Source organism: Paenibacillus sp. TCA20 (genome assembly GCF_000732325.1).
GTDB classification, from domain to species: domain Bacteria; phylum Bacillota; class Bacilli; order Paenibacillales; family Paenibacillaceae; genus Paenibacillus; species Paenibacillus urinalis.
The window spans coordinates 77279-94700 of record NZ_BBIW01000003.1; the positions used below are offsets into that span (position 1 = coordinate 77279).

Below are 17422 nucleotides of genomic sequence, written 5' to 3' on the forward strand. Positions count from 1 at the left end.
TGAGAGAGACAATATGCGGATATTGCATACGGGGGATTGGCATTTCGGTAAGACGCTGGAAGGCAGAAGCAGGCTTAAAGAGCAGGAAGCATTTGTGGACGAGCTGGTTACTCTTGCGGATGAGGAACAGGCAGACGTCATCCTAATGGCAGGTGATGTATATGATTCCGTCAATCCGCCTGCGGCAGCAGAGGAGCTCTTCTACGACGCCTGTGCCCGTCTTACGTCAGGAGGAAGACCTCTTGTGGTCATCGCAGGGAACCACGATCAGCCGGAGCGTGTCGCTTCGGTCTCTCCTCTGGTAAACAATCGAGGCATTACTCTTGTTGGGATGCCAACCTCCGAGATTATAACGGTTAATGCCGCGCGAACGGGGGAAGTCGCAAGAGTCGCGGCACTTCCTTATCCTTCGGAGTCGAGGCTAAACGAGCTGCTCACAGATGACGCTGAAGAGCAGGGAATGCGTAAGGCATATAGTGAACGCGTCGGTGAGCTGATGCGGCATCTGGGCAGCTCTTTTCGGCAGGATACTGTTAATTTAGCGATGAGCCACATCTATGTCCTTGGCGGTCTTGAATCCGACTCCGAAAGACCTATTCAGGTAGGCGGTGCTTACACGGTGGATCCTTCGGCACTGGCCATAGGCGCACAATATACTGCGCTCGGACACCTGCATAGGCCGCAAATGGTCAAAGGTGAAGGGATGATGCGTTACAGCGGATCTCCACTTGCGTACAGCTTCTCCGAATCCGGACAGACCAAATCGGTTGTTATGGTTGATGTTGCACCCGGAGGTATACCTGCAGCAAGTGAGGTATATCTGAGCAGCGGCAAGCCGCTTGTTCGGTGGAAGGCTCAGGAAGGTCTCGCTCAGGTATATCATTGGCTGGAAGAGGGCAGAGACGCGAATGCCTATATTGATCTGGAGATTTCGCTGAGTGAGGCGATGTCTCTCGGAGAGATTCAGAAGCTTCGCAAGGCCCGTGAGGGGATTATTCACATCCGTCCGGTATACCCCGAAATGCTGACAGAGGAGCTGCGTTCAGCTCGTTCCGAGCTGCCTGTGCATGAGGTGTTCCGCCGATTTTACCAGCGGCAAACCGGGGGGGCCGTGCCTGATGACAGCCTGGTTCGACTATTCCTTGAACTGGTCCATGAGGAGGAGTCGTCAGCAGAAGGGGAAGAGGGGGCCGTGTTATGAGACCTGTCAAATTGAAGCTGTCTGGTCTGCAGAGCTATCGTGAAGTGCAGGAAATTGACTTTAGAACATTGACAGAAACGGGGCTGTTCGGCATATTCGGTCCGACGGGAAGCGGTAAATCCACCATTCTTGATGCGATTACCCTTGCGATGTACGGTAAAGTGGAACGGGCGGTGAACGGAACACAGGGAATTATGAATCAGGCGGAGGACACACTATTTGTCTCCTTCAGCTTTGAACTGCAGTCAGAGAAGGGTGTACAGCATTTCCGTGTGGAACGAAGGTTCAAACGGACGGGGGACGTCTCGATCAGCAATACCGTGAGCCGTTTTGTTGCTGTTACGGAGGAAGGCGAGGAAGTACTGGCAGATAAGCTTGCGGAGGTCAATCGAGCGGTAGAAGAGATGATTGGGCTGAAAATGGATGATTTCACACGGGCTGTAGTTCTTCCTCAGGGCAAGTTCGCAGAATTTCTATCCCTTAAAGGAGCGGAGCGCAGGCAAATGCTGCAGCGCCTGTTTCATCTGGAGAAGTATGGAGATCAGCTTGCGATCAAGCTGAGCCGCAAGGTAAAAGAGAACGATAGTGCACGAAAAACGCTGGAAGCGGAGCAGCAAGGACTGGGTCTTGCAAGCAGGGAGGCTGTGGAAGAGGCGGAGCGCAGGCTCAGCGAATCTGTACTCCTGGCCGAGAATGCCCGCAAACAGCTTGAAGAGCTGAACACAGCGGCTGAAGGTATGGGCAAAGTAAGAGAGCAAATGCTGGAGCGCACTAAATATCGGCAGCTTCTTGATGGGATGTCTCAGCAGGAGGCTCATATTACAGAGCTTGAGAAACAGCTTGATCTGTCTTCCAAAGCCTCAGTGCTTATTCCCATCCTGGAGGAGCTTGAGAAGACACAGGCCGAATCGGTTAAACGTCAAGCAGCTGCGGAGGCAGCCAAGTTGCAGCTTGATCAGTGTGAGCAGGCTGTCTTGGAATGTTCAAAGGCAGAGGAGCAGGCGGCGAGGGACTTGGCTGAAGAAGAGCCCAAGCTGCTGGTTCGACTGGAGCAGCTTGAACAAGCACAGGAGCTGGAGCGGGAAACAGACGCGGCCAAGAAATTCTTGGCACAGCTTGAGCAGCAGAGAAATGCAGAGGAAGCATTATATGAACAGACCCGTCAGGCATTTGTAAAAGAGCAGGACCTTCATACACGTGGACAGCAGAGACGAAAGGAACTGCAGGACGGACTTGCTTCCTGTGAAGTGAAAGCACAGGAGAGAAAGGAAGTATTAGGGGCCGTAGCCGCGAAGCATAAGCTCGATACGGCTGCCGAGAGGCTGAAAGAATCGCGTGTGCAGGGCCAGCAGGCCGATCTCAAGCTGAATACAGCAAAAGATGAGCTGGAACAGACGGCTGCTGAGGAAGTGAGGCTTGCTGAAGAGCAAGCGCAGCTGACTATTCAGCTGCGTGAGACTCAAGAAGCGCTTGCTCTAAGCGGGCAACAGCTTGATCGGGAAGTTGAGGAGCTCGGTAAGCTTGAAGAACGACTGCGAAATGAACTGAAGGAGAATGAGCGGAGGAATCTGTCCGCCCGTCTGGCAGCTGAGCTGACGGATGGCGTGCCGTGCTCAGTCTGCGGTTCGGTCCATCACCCGAATCCGCAGGAGCTTGTTCACGAGCCGGGCGATGCTCGTGAAGAGGACCTCGCACAGCTGCGCGCCATCTCGGCTGAGCTCTACGAGCTCCGCCTCGGCCTGCGCCAGCAGCTGCATGAGCTGCGCGGACTCCTCGCGCAGCTAGACCCCGGGACCGCGGACATGGACGCGGTCCCTGCCCCGCAGGCGGAAGCCGCGCCTGCGGCAGAGATCGCCGCAGCGGAGCTTGCTGCTGCGGCGCCGGAGGCGGTGGTGCGCGGCTATGCTACACGCACCCGCACTTACCGCGAGGCGGCGGATCACTTCGCCGCCTCCCTGACCGCGCTGCGCACAGAAGCCGCGCAGCAGGAGACGCGCGCTGCCACGGCACGTCAGCGCAAATGGCTGGCGCAAGCGGCATATGACGCTTGCATCAGCCAGCAGGCGGAGGCAGCAGCACGCATCGAGCTGCACACCGCCGAATACGAGGCCATTCGCGCAGATTGGGCGCGTGAATGGCCTGGCATCGCACCAGAGGAAGCGATAGAGAGGTATGAATTGCTTCAGGAGAGGGATGCTGCAGCAGAGGAGATCAAGCTCAGACTGGATAAGAGTGTCTCCTTCCTTGAAGAGAAGGCATCTGCCATGAACGAGCTTCAGCAGCAGCTGGCCTCCATTGACAAACGGCGTGCGCAGCTCGAGGCCGAATGGCAGGGCAAGAAGGAGCTGCTCACCGAACGGGAAACGCGTCTCCGCCATTTAGTGCAGGAGGAACGCGCAGAGTCCCTTCTTAAGGCAGCGGCAGCAAGGCTGACTGCCATACGCGAGGCTGCCAAATCCGCCAAATCCGCGCTCGTCACAGCAGAGCTTAAGAAGCAGGATGCGATGAAGCAGGCGGTCATGTCCCGACAGGCAGCAGACTCCGTTCAGGAGCAGCTGGCAGTTGTTTCAGGGAGGTACGAAACGGAGCTTGGCCGTTCGCCATTTACGGTAGACAGGGAAGTAAGATCAGCTTACATGTTACCGGAGACGGTTCAAAAAACAGAAGCTGCCGTTCAGGAGTTCCGTGAACGGGAGAAAGAATTAACCTTACGACTGAAGGATCTTGAGCATAAGCTGCAAGGTGCCATGCTGACAGAAGAAGAATGGCTGTCCATGAGTGAGCAGCTTCGCTTTGCCAAAGCTCGAGATGAAGAAGCGATGCGAGTAAAAGCCAGGGCAGAGCGGGATCTTGAGGATATTACTCGTCGTCATACGCGCTGGATGGAGCTTGAAGAAGGGCGTAGTGAGCTGGATCAGTACGGCGAGCAGCTGTCCAAGCTGCAATCGGTATTCCGGGGGAATACTTTCGTGGAATATATTGCCGAGGAACAGCTGATACAGGTCAGCAGAGATGCGTCCGCAAGGCTGCGTTATTTGACCAAACAGCGTTATGCGCTTGAAGTGGATTCAGGCGGCGGCTTCGTCATTGTGGATGATGCCAATGGCGGTGTGAAGCGTCCGGTCTCCACCTTGTCTGGAGGAGAGACGTTCCTGACCTCTCTATCTTTAGCTCTTGCACTGTCAGCACAGATCCAGCTTCGCGGACAATATCCGCTCCAATTCTTTTTCCTCGATGAAGGATTTGGAACGCTGGACTCTGAGCTGCTCGATACGGTGATTACCTCTCTTGAGAAGCTTCATAATGATCAGCTTGCGGTCGGCGTTATCAGCCACGTCCCTGAGCTTCGGGCAAGACTAGCCAGGAAACTGATTGTGATTCCGGCAGAAGAGGCCGGCAGCGGCTCCAAAGTGGCTATTGAACAGCTGTAATCTGATCATCAATGGGTTGAGCATGAATTAATATGGATGTAAAATGTCTATTCTTCTCCTTAAACAGTGGCAATTCGCCCAGCTCTGAATATGTTATGGGTAAGAGTCCATTGTTTATAAGGAGGAGTGTTAGTCTCATGGAGAAACAAGACAAGAAGAAAATGTGTTCCGATCATCTATATCGTTATGTGTCGGTGTGGATGGAGGATGGAACTGTGCATGACGGCATCGTGGAAAGTGTGGACGAAGAAAATGTATATTTGGCCGTGCCGATGACTTGTGATACTTATCAGCAAGCACCTGCTCACGGAATGCATGCGTATTGTGGATGTATGCCTTCCCCGTGCGGTGATTACAGAGGATTTTTTCCATACGGTGGTGGATATGGTTACGGCAGACGCCGCCGCTTCAATCGGCTGATCCTTCCACTATTTGCACTCACTGCTATTTCTTTACTGCCTTATTACTAAAAGCTCTCATCATTTGCTGCAGCTTGTATACAGACAAAGAGCCCTCTGCTTATGCAGGGGGGTTTTTCTATTCATGAAGACGCGTTGATGACGGACTCGAATTTGGGACGGTTTGTGCTTCACTCGATTCTTGAAACGAGAGGCACGAACTTGTATGATAAACTTGTCTATTAGATAGAATGAACTAATGAGTCCTTGCACTATGCCCTAAGCCCGGCTCAATATCGAATGTTAATGGATAATTTGATAGTTCATTCTAACTTGCATACATATGGCTGTACCTAGATTGAAATGACCCGCTCAGCTAGATGACAGGTGGTGAGATCCGCTGCAATTGGTACGGCTTTATATCGTTCAAGATCGTTCAAGCTTGCGGGTTATATAAGTCCACCACCTTACTTGTACTTGTGGTTAACGGGCTTTCTCATCGTCCAATTCAAATTATAGATGGAGGTAACTATTATGGACTGTTTATTTTGCAAAATCGTTGAAGGCACAATTCCGTCAAATAAAGTACTGGAGAATGAGCAGGTAGTTGTATTCCACGACATCCAGCCTGCAGCACCGACACATGTGCTTGTCATTCCGAAGAAGCATATCGCTTCAATGAATGAGGTGGAAGGGGAAGACTTTGCTCTGATCGGAGAGATACACAAAGCAGCTCAAGAAGCGGCAAAGCAGCTGGGTATTGCGGAATCAGGTTATCGCCTGATCAACAACTGCGGCCAGGATGGTGAACAGACCGTTCATCATCTGCATTATCATGTGCTTGGCGGTGCACGCCTCGGGGCGCTTACAGGTATTTCTAAATCACACAGCTAAATCTAACGTGGATTTGAAGGATTTGATTAGACCTGAATCTAGACTTAATGTAGATATATAGATGCAAATCGATATTGTTTGTCTATATATAGTCTTGAAACTACTGTTTTAATCCATCGAGAAATGGCCTCATTAAGCCCAAAAAACTACTTTTTCAGCGTGTATTCTTATAGAGGTTGACACACTAACGAATTTTCACCTATAATTAAGTTTGATGAACCGTGTTATATGCTCTTGGACGGTCTGGTCGGAGGGAGGGAAAACTGGTGTCTGAAACTAAAGTTCGCAAAAACGAGACAATTGATGCTGCACTTCGTCGCTTTAAACGTTCCATCGCTAAAGATGGTGTTTTAGCTGAGGTGAAGAAACGCAAGCATTATGAAAAGCCAAGCGTAAAGCGCAAGAAAAAGTCCGAGGCTGCTCGTAAGAGAAAGTTTTAGGAGGAATTAGAACAACATGAATCTTAGCGAACGATTGAACGAAGATATGAAGCAAGCGATGAAGAGTCAGGACAAGTTCACACTCTCCACCATTCGATTGGTTCGTTCGACGATTAAGAATCTTGAAATAGATTTGAAAAGAACTTTGGATGACAACGAAGTGCTTGATATCCTCAGTCGTGAAATCAAACAGCGCAAAGATGCCCTCCAAGAATTTGATAAAGCGGGTCGCACAGAACTTGCGGAGAATGCCAAAGCGGAAATTGATATAATCAGCAAGTATCTACCCTCACAGCTTACCGAAGAAGAAATTAAAGTCATTGTACAGCAGACCATCCAGGAAACCGGTGCTTCTTCGAAAGCCGAGATGGGTAAAGTGATGTCAGCCCTTTTGCCTAAAGTTAAAGGCAAAGCGGATGGCAAGCTGGTGAGCCAAGCAGTTCAACAATTTCTGCAATAACATAACCGTAAACACTCCCTGTTTCAGGGAGTGTTTTTTCTTTTTTGAAACGTAACACTTGCATGAAGCGTAATATACGACATATGGTGACATTATAGACTTATACAGGAGGGAGGTTATAAATTTGGCAGTCACTTTGAAAAAGTGGAATTTCTCTGTTGTCATGATGGCTGTTGTATTGCTTGCTATGTTTTCCGCTCTATTCTTGGCTCCAACTGCACAGGCTGCGAAATCGGGAGCCGTGTATGTGATACCGGTTGATCAGCCTATTGAACGCGGGCTCCACAAGTTTATGGAACGTGGGTTCAAGGAAGCTGGGGAGATGGAGGCAGGTCTTATTGTACTGCAGATTAATACGCCGGGCGGATTGGTTCAGACGACGAAAGAGATCGGTGATATGATTCAGAGCAGCAGTATCCCGGTGGCGGCTTTTATACATGGTGATGCAGCATCGGCAGGCAGCTATATCGCATTAACGGCGGATCATATCGCAATGTCACCTGGCAGCACAATCGGTGCAGCAGCACTTGTGGATGCCAGCAATAACTATATCGAGGATCCGAAAGCAGTCGCTACATGGAAGGCTAATATGCAGGCAGCTGCGGAGAAGAACGATCGGAACGGAGAAATTGCACAAGGCATGACAGACCTTAACATGGTCGTTGAAATGCCGGAGATTAACAAGACGAAGCAGCAAGGACAGGTTATTTCTCTGACCGCAAATGAGGCACTTAAGGTAGGTTATGCAGATAAGATTGCTTCGACCCCTGCTGAGGTTGCTGCATGGCTTGAATATTCCTCGGATAATCTATTTGTAATGGAGCAGACCACGTTTGAGAAGATATCCACTTTCCTTACACATCCGGTGGTATCGACCATTCTATTGTTCCTCGGTATCGCGGGTATACTGATCGAATTGTTTGTTCCTGGATTCGGTGTTCCAGGTATTGTGGGCGTTATTAGCTTTGCACTGTACTTTGGAGGCAGCTACGTAGCGGGCATCGGTGGATCGGAGACCTGGTTCCTCTTTATCATCGGTCTGGCATTGCTCATCGCTGAATTGTTTGTTCCAAGCTTCGGTATCCTGGGCATATTAGGCTCTGTAAGCTTGATTGCAGGTGTCGTTCGAGCCGCGTACGATACGGGTACGGCTTTGTTCTCCCTTGGGATTGCCGCAGCGGCCGCAATAGCGGTTGTTATTATTGTCGCAATTATATTCAAGGAACGCGGGATATGGAACCGATTTATTCTCAGAGACAGCATGACAGCAGAGCAAGGCTACTCTTCTATTCGGACTAGAGAAGATTTGATCGGCAAGAACGGAATAAGTTTGACAACACTCCGCCCTGCCGGCACAGCTGTCATTGATGGGGAGAATGTAGATGTGGTCACTGAAGGCAGCTTTATTGCAGCGAATGAACAGATAACCGTTCACAAAGTAGAAGGAACAAGGGTTGTCGTTAAGCGTATAAACCTTTAATTATGGGGCCGCCTTGATAACAATGCAAAAGGTCATACAGCAAAGTCAAAAATAATATGTTTGTGGAGGAATTTAAACATGGATTCAGGTATCGTACCTATTCTTCTGATCGCGGTTGTCGTGATCATCGTTCTGAGTGTATTCTTCAGCTTCTTCCCGGTTATGCTCTGGATTTCGGCTCTCGCATCCGGTGTTCGTATCAGCATTATCACGCTTGTAGCCATGAGACTTAGACGGGTAACGCCGAGCCGGATCGTAAATCCAATGATTAAGGCAACCAAAGCGGGTCTGGGACTCAATATTAATCAGCTGGAGAGCCATTACTTGGCCGGGGGTAACGTAGACCGTGTCGTGAACTCCCTTATTGCTGCCCAGCGTGCGAACATTCCGCTAGAATTTGAACGTGCTGCAGCGATTGACCTTGCAGGACGTGACGTTCTCCAGGCGGTTCAAATGAGCGTTAACCCGCGTGTTATCGAGACACCGGTCGTTTCTGCCGTAGCAAAAGACGGGATCGAAGTGAAGGTTAAAGCACGTGTTACCGTTCGTGCGAACATTGACAGACTCGTCGGTGGTGCGGGTGAAGAAACAATTATCGCCCGTGTAGGGGAAGGGATCGTAAGTACGAATGGTTCCTCAGACTCTCACAAAGATGTGCTGGAGCATCCGGACCGGATCTCTCGTACTGTGCTTGAAAAAGGACTTGATGCGGGTACTGCGTTCGAGATCCTATCTATCGATATTGCTGATGTCAGCGTAGGAAATAACATTGGTGCGGATCTGCAAACGGAGCAAGCTGAGGCTGACAAGCGGATTGCCCAGGCAAAAGCAGAAGAGCGCCGTGCCATGGCCGTTGCTCAAGAGCAAGAGATGAAGGCTCGCGTCGTAGAGATGAGAGCGCGCGTTGTTGAATCCGAGTCTCAAGTACCGCTTGCGATGGCTGAGGCTTTCCGTAATGGCCAGATCGGTGTAATGGATTATATGAACTACCGCAACATTGAAGCAGATACTCAAATGCGCGGCTCCATCGCAAGACCTGAGGATCGCCAGGGAGATAACGACGAATCAAACCCTAATAAATAAGGTGGTGGATGTAAATGAACCTTATCGAATGGGTGATGAATAACTTCATTTTTGTGCTGGGTGCTATATTCGCATTGGTATCCTTTATAGGAAAAAGTAAGAAGCCAAATGACGAACAGCATCCTTCTCAGAGGGCTCCACGTCCCCATCCTGCTCAGGACACTCGTCAGCAGCAACATCAGTCTGATTCCAGGTATGAGGAAGACGATGAAGAAGATGAGGATGAGGCTTACGAGGATGATTCGTCTCCTTATTCCAATCAGCCTCAGCCTGCATATGCTGCAGCTCAGAATGAGGCGCTTGAGAGTAAGCTGCGAGAGCTTGAAGTCGAGAAGATGCGTATGGAGCGTGCCAGGCTGAAGCTGGAGCATAAGGCTCAGCGTCAGTCTCAGCGTCAGGGTGCCTCCAGGATGCAGGCTGCTGCGCCGGCAACAGAGTCTAATAAGAACGATGCCCCTTTAAGCTCAGATGAGATCCGTAAAGGAATCATATGGGCAGAGATCTTAGGGCCGCCGCGTGCTAAGCAGTCCTTTACGAGGCAGCGGAAATAAGGCAGATTAAGCCGTTTTTTCTCTTATGAGAAAAGACGGCTTTTTTGTGTTTCGATGCTTTCATAAAACGGAATTTCACTGCATATGGTTTAGAGTACAGGAAGGGGGAAGACCAGCCCAATGACCCGAATCAGCCGCAATTTGCGCAAATGGACCAGCGAAGTACTCGATTTGCCGCAGGATGTTCTTTTTGATACGCCCAGGCTAACCCTGATTGGAAGTAATCAGCTATACATAGAGAATCATCGCGGTGTGGTTCACTTCTCTGAAGAACGGCTCGTGCTGGATTTATCAAGCGGGAGGCTTGAGATCAGCGGGAATAATCTGATGATTCGCACCATTCTCCCGGAAGAAGTAGCAGTGGAAGGGCGAATTACGAATATACAGTACCTGGGAACGGGGGATGAAAAATGAAGACGCCGAGTCTAGCTAACTTAAGAGGAAGTGTTCATATTGTTCTCCTGGGTGGAGACCTTGAAGCGATGATTAACCAGATGGCTGTCAGAGGTCTTCAGGTTTGGGAGATTCGTTCGATAGGTGAGAGCAGCGCCAGCATGAATATTCTACTTCGGGATTTCTTCAAGCTGCGCCCGCTTTTACGGCGGACAGGCTGCCGTGTTCGTGTGAAGAAGCGTATCGGCTTTCCTTTTTTCCTGGCTCGATTACTTAGAAGAAAGATGTTTGTTGCGGGGGCCTTTCTGTTCTTTGCCATCTTGTTCTCGATGTCATCGCTTGTATGGGATGTAGAGGTGAAGGGGAATGTGAAAATAACGGAGGAAGAGATTCTGGCTGCAGCCAAACAAGAGGGGCTGTATCCGTTTCAGTGGTCCTTTCGGCTCCCGACGCAGGACAAGCTGGCTAGAGATCTGATCAAGCAGCTGCCGGCTGCGGCATGGATCGGAGTGGACCGGGAAGGGACCAAATTCACCATACAAGTTGTCGAGGCAGACGAGCCTGAGAAGCAGCCCTTGTTAAGTCCCAGGCATATTGTGAGCAAAGCAGATGCGGTAATTACAGAAATTTATGCTGAGCAGGGTCGGCCTGTAGTACAGAAGAATACACGTGTTAAAAAAGGGGCTGTTCTCATCTCCGGCATTCTGGGTGACGAGGAGAACAGTGAATTGGTTGTAGCCAAGGGTGATGTGAAGGGACTCGTATGGCACGAATATAACATTGAGGTGCCGCTCGTTCAGAAGCAGGTCACTTATTCAGGTGAATCCAAGGAACGGAGATATATCGTCATTGGCGACTGGGCGATTCAGTATTGGGGGTATGATAAAACCCCGTACAGTAAATACGAGACGATCACGGATGTTGAGCCGCTTATGTGGAGGTCGTTCAAGCTGCCGATTGGCTGGATGACGGAGACCGACAGGGAGACGAATTATAGAGAGCTTACTCCGAGTGAGGAAGAGGCTAAGCAATATGGAATCACAGCGGCAAAAAACGATATTTTAGCGAAAAATGGGAAGGGAACGAAGGTTATAAGCGAAAAAATTTTGCATGAGAAGAAAGAGAATGGTAAAGTTTATATGAAAGTGCTTTTCGAAGTAGAAGAAAGTATAGCGGAAGAGCTTCCGCTCGTTCATAACCCAAGTCCAAGTCAAGGAGAATGAGGCTATTTGTCAGTAAATAATTACAGCATTCGAATCTCGCTTCAGAACGCGGGAGAAGGGCAGTCGTTATTTGGACCACAGGACGCTTTTCTTAAGATGATGGAATCGCAGATTCCGGCGACTGTCGACTCCCGGGAAGCAGAAATAACAATTAGAGGCAAGGAACAAGAAGTAGAGATCATGGGACAGCTGTTTGAGGTGCTGCTTGCGTTGATCCGGAATGGCCACATCTTATCCGAAAGAGATGTCCAGTACGCCATTGAACTTGCTAAGGATATGCGGGCAGATCAGCTTCTTGATCTATTTAAAGGTGAGATTACGAATACATATCGCGGCAAGCCGATTCGAGTAAAGACGATTGGCCAGAAGCATTATGTAACGACGATCAAAAAACGTGATATCGTGTTCGGCATTGGCCCGGCAGGTACAGGTAAAACGTATCTTGCTGTTGTTCTAGCGGTTGCAGCGCTGAAGGAAGGCTCTGTCAAAAGGATTGTGCTGACGCGTCCTGCCGTGGAGGCTGGCGAGAACCTCGGCTTCCTGCCAGGTGATCTGCAGGAGAAGGTGGATCCTTACCTTAGACCCTTGTACGATGCTTTGTATGACGTTATGGGACCCGATCAGACGGCCAAAGCGCTTGAACGCGGATTGATCGAGATCGCTCCGCTTGCTTACATGCGTGGACGAACACTTGATGATTCATTCATTATTCTCGATGAGGCGCAGAATACAACGCCGGAACAGATGAAGATGTTTTTGACACGGCTTGGTTTTGGATCAAAGATGGTCATTACCGGTGATGTGACGCAAATCGACCTTCCCCGCGGGAAAAAATCAGGACTCATTGATGCTAAGGCAATTCTCGAAGGTGTAGAAGAGATCGGTTTTGTCTATTTTACTGAGCAGGATGTCGTGCGGCACACACTTGTACAAAAAATTATTACTGCATATGACCGAGCCGCCGAAAATCAAGAATAGGAAGGGATTGTCGTGGGATGACCCTTAAGGAATTGTCGAAGGACAAATCTTTTCAGAATAGAAAGCTTGGATGGAAGAATAGCAGAGGGATCCGCTATCTTCTGTTTTTGTTTCTGATGATTCTGTTTTACGTCAGTCTGGCTCCTGGTCTTCTGCCTGAAAGATACGATATTGCGCAGGGAACTCGCAGCGAGAAGGAAATTAAGGCTCCGATGCAGATCCAGGATAATCAGGCAAGAGCGATTGCAGCTGAGGAAGCGGCAGAAGCCGTTCAGCCGGTTTATCAGATTGTATCCTTACGAAATGAGAACTTAGTGACCTCCATATTGGACCGGATTGACAGGCTCAATCAGGATGATATTTCCCGAGAAGATAAAATTGGGATCTATAAGGATGAAATTCCCCAAAGACTTAGTGATTCGATTACGAATTATATCAACAACAACCGGGGAACAGGCACTTATTCGGATGCACTTCTTGATGAGATTCATAGAGTAACTCAGGAGCAGTCCTACCGGATACCGGAGGAAACGTATATCAAGATTGCCCGGCTGTCCTCGGAACAGATTCAGGAAATGAAGCCTGTTGCCCGTGAGCTCGTATCGAGATTGATGGTTGATCAGATTACGGATGCTTCAACTCCGAGAGCCAAGGTAGCTGAGATGGTGAATACCAGCTCCTTGACGGATAGAACTGCACGTGAGGTCGTACAGGAGCTTACTCGGTTTGTTATAACGGCAAACAAGTTCTATGATGAAGAAGCAACGAAGGAAGCCAAGGCAAGGGCAAGAGAGAACACACCTCAGGTCTTCATTGAAGAGGGCGAAACACTTGTAGCCAAAGGTGAGATTATTACCGAAGAAGTGTACAAGCTATTGGAAGACAACAAGCTGCTTCGCGACGAAGTCAACTATTGGCCTCAGCTTGGATTGCTGCTCTTATCGTTTGGTTTGTCACTTGGAATTATGATCTACATGAAACAAATCAGCAGTCCAGAATTCAAATACAATAACGCTCAGCTTCTGATGCTGTTCTGCATCTTCGCAATTACGATCGGGTGCATGCACATCGTCAGCTTCTTACAAAATGATAACCGTGCCTATGTCGGCTATTTGGCTCCCGTAGGGATTGGTGTCATGTTGATTACGCTGCTGCTGGATATTCCGCTCGCTTACGTGTGTGCTATTATTTTCGGCATACTGAGCAGCATTATTCTGAATACACAGCTGAACGAGAATTTTGATTTTAATTTTGGGATGTTTACGATTATTATCAGCTTTGCAGCTATATTTGCAACGGATAAGGCGAGTCAGCGCTCGACCCTGCTCAAGAGCGGTATCATCGTTTCACTCATCGGCTCGCTCGTTGTGTTCATGCTGGCCATCCTTGGTAATGCAGAATGGGATCGTACGGCAGCGATGTACAGTGTAGGCTTTGCTTTTGCTGGCGGTATTCTGATGGCTGTCCTTGCCATCGGACTGATGCCATTCTTCGAATCTTTATTCGGCATTTTGTCAGCGCTGAAGCTGGTGGAGCTGTCGAACCCGAACCATCCGCTGCTGCGTAAGCTGCTGACAGAAACTCCAGGAACCTATCATCATAGTGTAATGGTCGGTAATTTATCAGAGGCTGCTGCAGAAGCGATTGGTGCAGACGGGCTGCTATGCAGAGTCGGTTCGTATTATCATGATATTGGCAAAACGAAGAGACCGATTTATTTTATCGAGAATCAGAATAATATGGAGAACCCGCATGATACGCTGGATCCGAAGCTTAGCAAGTCCATTATCATTTCGCATGCTAGAGACGGTGTGGAGATGCAGAAGGATTACAAGCTTCCTAAACGAATAAGAGATATTGCGGAGCAGCACCATGGGACAACGTTCCTCCATTATTTCTATCATAAGGCGCTGAAGCAGGCCGAAGAAGCTGGCGTAGAGCCGGATTTTACGGAAGAAGATTTCAGATACCCGGGACCTAAGGCTCAGTCCAAAGAAGCGGCCATTGTAGGCATCGCTGACAGTGTGGAGGCTGCAGTAAGGTCACTTCGGAAACCTACGGTCGATCAGGTTGAATCCATGATCGAGAAGATTGTTAAGAGTCGATTGGACGATCATCAGCTTAACGACTGTGACCTTACCATGAGGGAGCTTGATATTATTTCCAGGACGCTGAAAGAGACGGTCATGGGGATTTTTCATTCGAGAATTGAGTATCCTGAAGAGATTAAGAAGCCAAAAGAAAGTTAATACACATCGAATCCATTTCATAATACCTTTAGCTCTGCAGTTATGAAATGGATTCAATCATTCATTGAAACAAAGGAGCATGCCATATGAGTGTGCAGCTTGCATGGGATAATAATCAAGAACAATATAATATCAGTGACGAGCTGATCTCCCTTCTCACTCAGCTGCTTGAAAAAGCAGCCGAGATGGAAGGGGTAGATGAAGGTGAGGTTGCCCTTACCTTCGTCGATGATGAGGAAATTCATGAGCTGAATAAGGAGTACCGTGGAATTGACCGTCCTACCGATGTGCTTTCATTTGCGATGAATGAAACGCTGGATGAAGAGCTTGATATTGTATACGAGCTCGAGGAAGGCGAATCAATGGACGTTCCAGATGTACTTGGCGATATCATCATTTCAGTCCCTACGGCCATCGCGCAGAGTGAGGAATACGGTCATTCTGTGGAAAGAGAGCTTGGATTTTTATTCGTGCATGGCTTTCTTCACCTGCTCGGGTATGATCATCAGGATGAAACGAGCGAAGCGGAAATGATGGGTAAACAAGAAGCTGTCTTGGCAAGTGTCGGGTTGACACGCTAATGAAGCAACGGTCCATAGTGGATGTATTCCGAAATGCGATGGAAGGGCTGATGTATGGTTTTAGAACCCAAAGGAACCTGCGGGTTCATGCGGTTCTTGCTCTCATCGCCGTTACTGCCGGATGGCTTCTGGATATTTCACGTACGGATTGGATGTTCGTTTGTATGGCAATAGGTTTTGTAATGGTGACCGAGCTGCTCAACACAGCGATTGAGCTCGTTGTTGACCTTGCATCCCCTGAGATTCACCCGCTGGCCAAAGCCGCCAAAGATACCGCTGCCGGAGCTGTACTGCTGGCGGCGGTTTTTGCCGTCATTATCGGATTTTTTGTTTACCTTAAACCCTTCTTCAGATGGATTATGTAATTCATATCTATCGTCATATAAGTCCACAATAATCGAAAAGAGGTACAAATATGGATGCACATCAGCTCATGCAGGAAGCGATTGAAGCACGAAAGAAAGCTTATATTCCCTATTCCCAATTTGGCGTAGGTGCTGCGCTATTAGGAGAAGATGGGTATATATATCATGGATGTAATATTGAAAATGCAGCTTATAGTCCGAGCAATTGTGCAGAGCGTACCGCACTGTTCAGTGCGATTGCGAATGGTCATGTTCCCCGCAAGTTCAAAGCACTGGCTGTCGTAGGCGACACGGAAGGCCCTATTGCACCTTGCGGGGTATGCCGGCAGGTTATACTGGAACTGTGTGACAGCAATATGCCTGTATACCTGGGTAACCTCAAGGGCGAAATTCAGGAGACCACGATTAGCGAGCTGCTGCCCGGCGCTTTTGGACCGGAAGCTCTGGAGAAAGCATAAAAAGGATAAGGGTATTGACCCTTTTTGGAGGAAAATATGTCTAAAACCGCTTTTAAATCCGGATTTGTTGCCATCATTGGCAGACCCAATGTAGGAAAATCCACGCTGATGAATCAAGTCATCGGGCAAAAAATAGCCATTATGTCGGATAAGCCTCAAACTACGCGTAACAAAATTCACGGGGTATATACGGCAGAGGATAACCAGATCGTATTTTTGGATACACCCGGAATTCATAAACGTCAGTCCAAGCTGGGAGATTTCATGAATCAAACGGCATTTAATACGTTCTCCGAAGTAGAGGCCGTATTATTTCTGGTCGATGCTTCTGAAGGCATGGGCGGCGGGGACCGCTTTATTGCCGAACAGCTCAAAAATGTCCGGACGCCTGTGTTCCTCGTACTGAACAAGATTGATCAGGTAGAGCCTGAAGCACTGCTACCTCTCATTGATCAATATCGCAATCTGCTTGATTTTGCAGAAATTGTGCCGATCTCAGCCAAATTCGGAAATAATGTCAATACACTAATGGATCAGATCAAAAAGTATTTGCCTGAAGGTCCGAAGTATTATCCTGACGATCAGATTACAGATCACCCGGAGCAATTTGTCATTGCAGAGCTCATTCGTGAAAAAATTCTGCATATGACTCGTGAGGAAGTGCCGCATTCCATTGCCGTCACCATTGAGGATATGCGCGTGCAAGAGAATGGAACGGTGCAGGTATCTGCTGTCATTTTCGTAGAGCGCGATTCGCAAAAAGGAATTATTATCGGCAAGCAGGGCTCACTGCTCAAAGAGGTCGGAAAGCGTTCCAGACAAGATATTGAAAGACTGCTCGGTTCCAAAATATTTTTGGAGCTGTGGGTAAAGGTGAAGAAGGATTGGCGTAATCAAGAGCGTGTACTTAAAGATTTAGGTTTCCATCGGGACGCATAATTTCGGTCATCATGCATGTCAGCCCAGCCTCTCGTCAGCAAGCAATTCCAGTTAATGTATCGCATAGAAACAACAGCCCTGCACATCCTATTCGTAGATGCTTATCACGTCATTTCCGAAGAGAGGATGAATACTTGTGCGAGATTTTTCGTGGACGTATTTTGCAAAGACTGGAGATGTCGATGCCTATCTGCTATACAAGGAATCCTGTGCATGCACGGGGGAAGCAGGGGCAGAAGCTGACGCAGAGGGAGAGGCTTATGATGAATTTCAGACCGAATCTTAAAAGAGTACAGCA

18 protein-coding genes are annotated in these 17422 nt (G+C 48.8%); all 18 read left to right on the plus strand.

The annotated features are described in order from the left end of the window. The first annotated feature begins 13 nt into the window (after positions 1-13). Positions 14-1201 (plus strand): exonuclease SbcCD subunit D, encoded by a 1188-nt coding sequence (locus TCA2_RS06640; RefSeq protein ID WP_047910813.1) that lies wholly within the window; start codon positions 14-16, stop codon positions 1199-1201. Next, a complete protein-coding gene (locus TCA2_RS06645; protein WP_047910814.1) occupies positions 1198-4632 on the plus strand; it encodes an AAA family ATPase in 3435 nt (1144 codons plus the stop codon). The genes TCA2_RS06640 and TCA2_RS06645 overlap by 4 nt, the downstream gene beginning before the upstream one ends. Before the next feature lie 137 nt (positions 4633-4769). After that, entirely contained in the window at positions 4770-5102 is a 333-nt protein-coding gene (locus tag TCA2_RS06650; protein WP_047910815.1) for a hypothetical protein, read from the plus strand. A 462-nt stretch (positions 5103-5564) separates the two neighbouring features. Next, positions 5565-5924 carry a histidine triad nucleotide-binding protein gene (locus TCA2_RS06655; protein WP_047910816.1) on the plus strand — a complete coding sequence of 120 codons (360 nt, stop codon included), beginning with the start codon at positions 5565-5567 and terminating at the stop codon, positions 5922-5924. Between the two features lie 266 nt (positions 5925-6190). Next, on the plus strand, positions 6191-6364 hold the full coding sequence (gene rpsU / locus TCA2_RS06660) for a 30S ribosomal protein S21 (RefSeq protein WP_005547957.1): 174 nt from the start codon (positions 6191-6193) through the stop codon (positions 6362-6364). Positions 6365-6380: 16 nt separating this feature from the next. Further along, entirely contained in the window at positions 6381-6824 is a 444-nt protein-coding gene (locus TCA2_RS06665; RefSeq protein WP_047910817.1) for a GatB/YqeY domain-containing protein, read from the plus strand. Positions 6825-6987: 163 nt separating this feature from the next. Continuing rightward, positions 6988-8304 carry a nodulation protein NfeD gene (locus TCA2_RS06670; protein WP_047911213.1) on the plus strand — a complete coding sequence of 439 codons (1317 nt, stop codon included), beginning with the start codon at positions 6988-6990 and terminating at the stop codon, positions 8302-8304. 78 nt (positions 8305-8382) lie between these two features. Further along, positions 8383-9387: a flotillin-like protein FloA gene (gene floA / locus TCA2_RS06675; protein WP_047910818.1), complete on the plus strand. Its 1005-nt coding sequence runs from the start codon at positions 8383-8385 to the stop codon at positions 9385-9387. A gap of 14 nt (positions 9388-9401) precedes the next feature. Beyond that, entirely contained in the window at positions 9402-9938 is a 537-nt protein-coding gene (locus TCA2_RS06680; RefSeq protein WP_047910819.1) for a hypothetical protein, read from the plus strand. 120 nt (positions 9939-10058) lie between these two features. Continuing rightward, positions 10059-10352 (plus strand): sporulation protein YqfC, encoded by a 294-nt coding sequence (yqfC, locus tag TCA2_RS06685; RefSeq protein ID WP_047910820.1) that lies wholly within the window; start codon positions 10059-10061, stop codon positions 10350-10352. Beyond that, positions 10349-11554 (plus strand): sporulation protein YqfD, encoded by a 1206-nt coding sequence (gene yqfD, locus TCA2_RS06690; RefSeq protein WP_047910821.1) that lies wholly within the window; start codon positions 10349-10351, stop codon positions 11552-11554. Before yqfC ends, yqfD begins: the two co-directional genes overlap by 4 nt. 6 nt (positions 11555-11560) lie before the next feature. Beyond that, positions 11561-12532, plus strand: coding sequence for a PhoH family protein (locus TCA2_RS06695; RefSeq protein WP_047910822.1), 972 nt, complete (start codon positions 11561-11563; stop codon positions 12530-12532). 17 nt (positions 12533-12549) lie between these two features. Beyond that, positions 12550-14781: an HD family phosphohydrolase gene (locus tag TCA2_RS06700; RefSeq protein WP_047910823.1), complete on the plus strand. Its 2232-nt coding sequence runs from the start codon at positions 12550-12552 to the stop codon at positions 14779-14781. An 86-nt stretch (positions 14782-14867) separates the two neighbouring features. Beyond that, positions 14868-15362, plus strand: a complete 495-nt coding sequence (ybeY, locus tag TCA2_RS06705; RefSeq protein ID WP_047910824.1) for an rRNA maturation RNase YbeY — start codon at positions 14868-14870, stop codon at positions 15360-15362. After that, positions 15362-15727: a diacylglycerol kinase family protein gene (locus TCA2_RS06710; protein WP_047910825.1), complete on the plus strand. Its 366-nt coding sequence runs from the start codon at positions 15362-15364 to the stop codon at positions 15725-15727. The genes ybeY and TCA2_RS06710 overlap by 1 nt, the downstream gene beginning before the upstream one ends. Positions 15728-15777: 50 nt before the next feature. After that, positions 15778-16185: a cytidine deaminase gene (locus TCA2_RS06715; protein WP_047910826.1), complete on the plus strand. Its 408-nt coding sequence runs from the start codon at positions 15778-15780 to the stop codon at positions 16183-16185. A 36-nt stretch (positions 16186-16221) separates the two neighbouring features. Further along, the gene (gene era, locus TCA2_RS06720; RefSeq protein WP_047910827.1) at positions 16222-17124 is read left to right on the plus strand and encodes a GTPase Era; all 903 of its coding nucleotides are present in this window, start codon (positions 16222-16224) and stop codon (positions 17122-17124) included. 136 nt (positions 17125-17260) lie between these two features. Beyond that, positions 17261-17410 (plus strand): YqzL family protein, encoded by a 150-nt coding sequence (locus TCA2_RS26515; protein WP_081872295.1) that lies wholly within the window; start codon positions 17261-17263, stop codon positions 17408-17410. Positions 17411-17422 lie beyond the last annotated feature (12 nt).

Coding starts and splice junctions, on each gene's coding strand:
- TCA2_RS06640 (WP_047910813.1), top strand. CDS start 14: ATGCGGATATTGCATACGGGGGATTGGCATTTCGGTAAGACGCTGGAA.
- TCA2_RS06645 (WP_047910814.1), top strand. CDS start 1,198: ATGAGACCTGTCAAATTGAAGCTGTCTGGTCTGCAGAGCTATCGTGAA.
- TCA2_RS06650 (WP_047910815.1), top strand. CDS start 4,770: ATGGAGAAACAAGACAAGAAGAAAATGTGTTCCGATCATCTATATCGT.
- TCA2_RS06655 (WP_047910816.1), top strand. CDS start 5,565: ATGGACTGTTTATTTTGCAAAATCGTTGAAGGCACAATTCCGTCAAAT.
- TCA2_RS06665 (WP_047910817.1), top strand. CDS start 6,381: ATGAATCTTAGCGAACGATTGAACGAAGATATGAAGCAAGCGATGAAG.
- TCA2_RS06670 (WP_047911213.1), top strand. CDS start 6,988: ATGATGGCTGTTGTATTGCTTGCTATGTTTTCCGCTCTATTCTTGGCT.
- floA (WP_047910818.1), top strand. CDS start 8,383: ATGGATTCAGGTATCGTACCTATTCTTCTGATCGCGGTTGTCGTGATC.
- TCA2_RS06680 (WP_047910819.1), top strand. CDS start 9,402: ATGAACCTTATCGAATGGGTGATGAATAACTTCATTTTTGTGCTGGGT.
- yqfC (WP_047910820.1), top strand. CDS start 10,059: ATGACCCGAATCAGCCGCAATTTGCGCAAATGGACCAGCGAAGTACTC.
- yqfD (WP_047910821.1), top strand. CDS start 10,349: ATGAAGACGCCGAGTCTAGCTAACTTAAGAGGAAGTGTTCATATTGTT.
- TCA2_RS06700 (WP_047910823.1), top strand. CDS start 12,550: ATGACCCTTAAGGAATTGTCGAAGGACAAATCTTTTCAGAATAGAAAG.
- ybeY (WP_047910824.1), top strand. CDS start 14,868: ATGAGTGTGCAGCTTGCATGGGATAATAATCAAGAACAATATAATATC.
- TCA2_RS06710 (WP_047910825.1), top strand. CDS start 15,362: ATGAAGCAACGGTCCATAGTGGATGTATTCCGAAATGCGATGGAAGGG.
- TCA2_RS06715 (WP_047910826.1), top strand. CDS start 15,778: ATGGATGCACATCAGCTCATGCAGGAAGCGATTGAAGCACGAAAGAAA.
- era (WP_047910827.1), top strand. CDS start 16,222: ATGTCTAAAACCGCTTTTAAATCCGGATTTGTTGCCATCATTGGCAGA.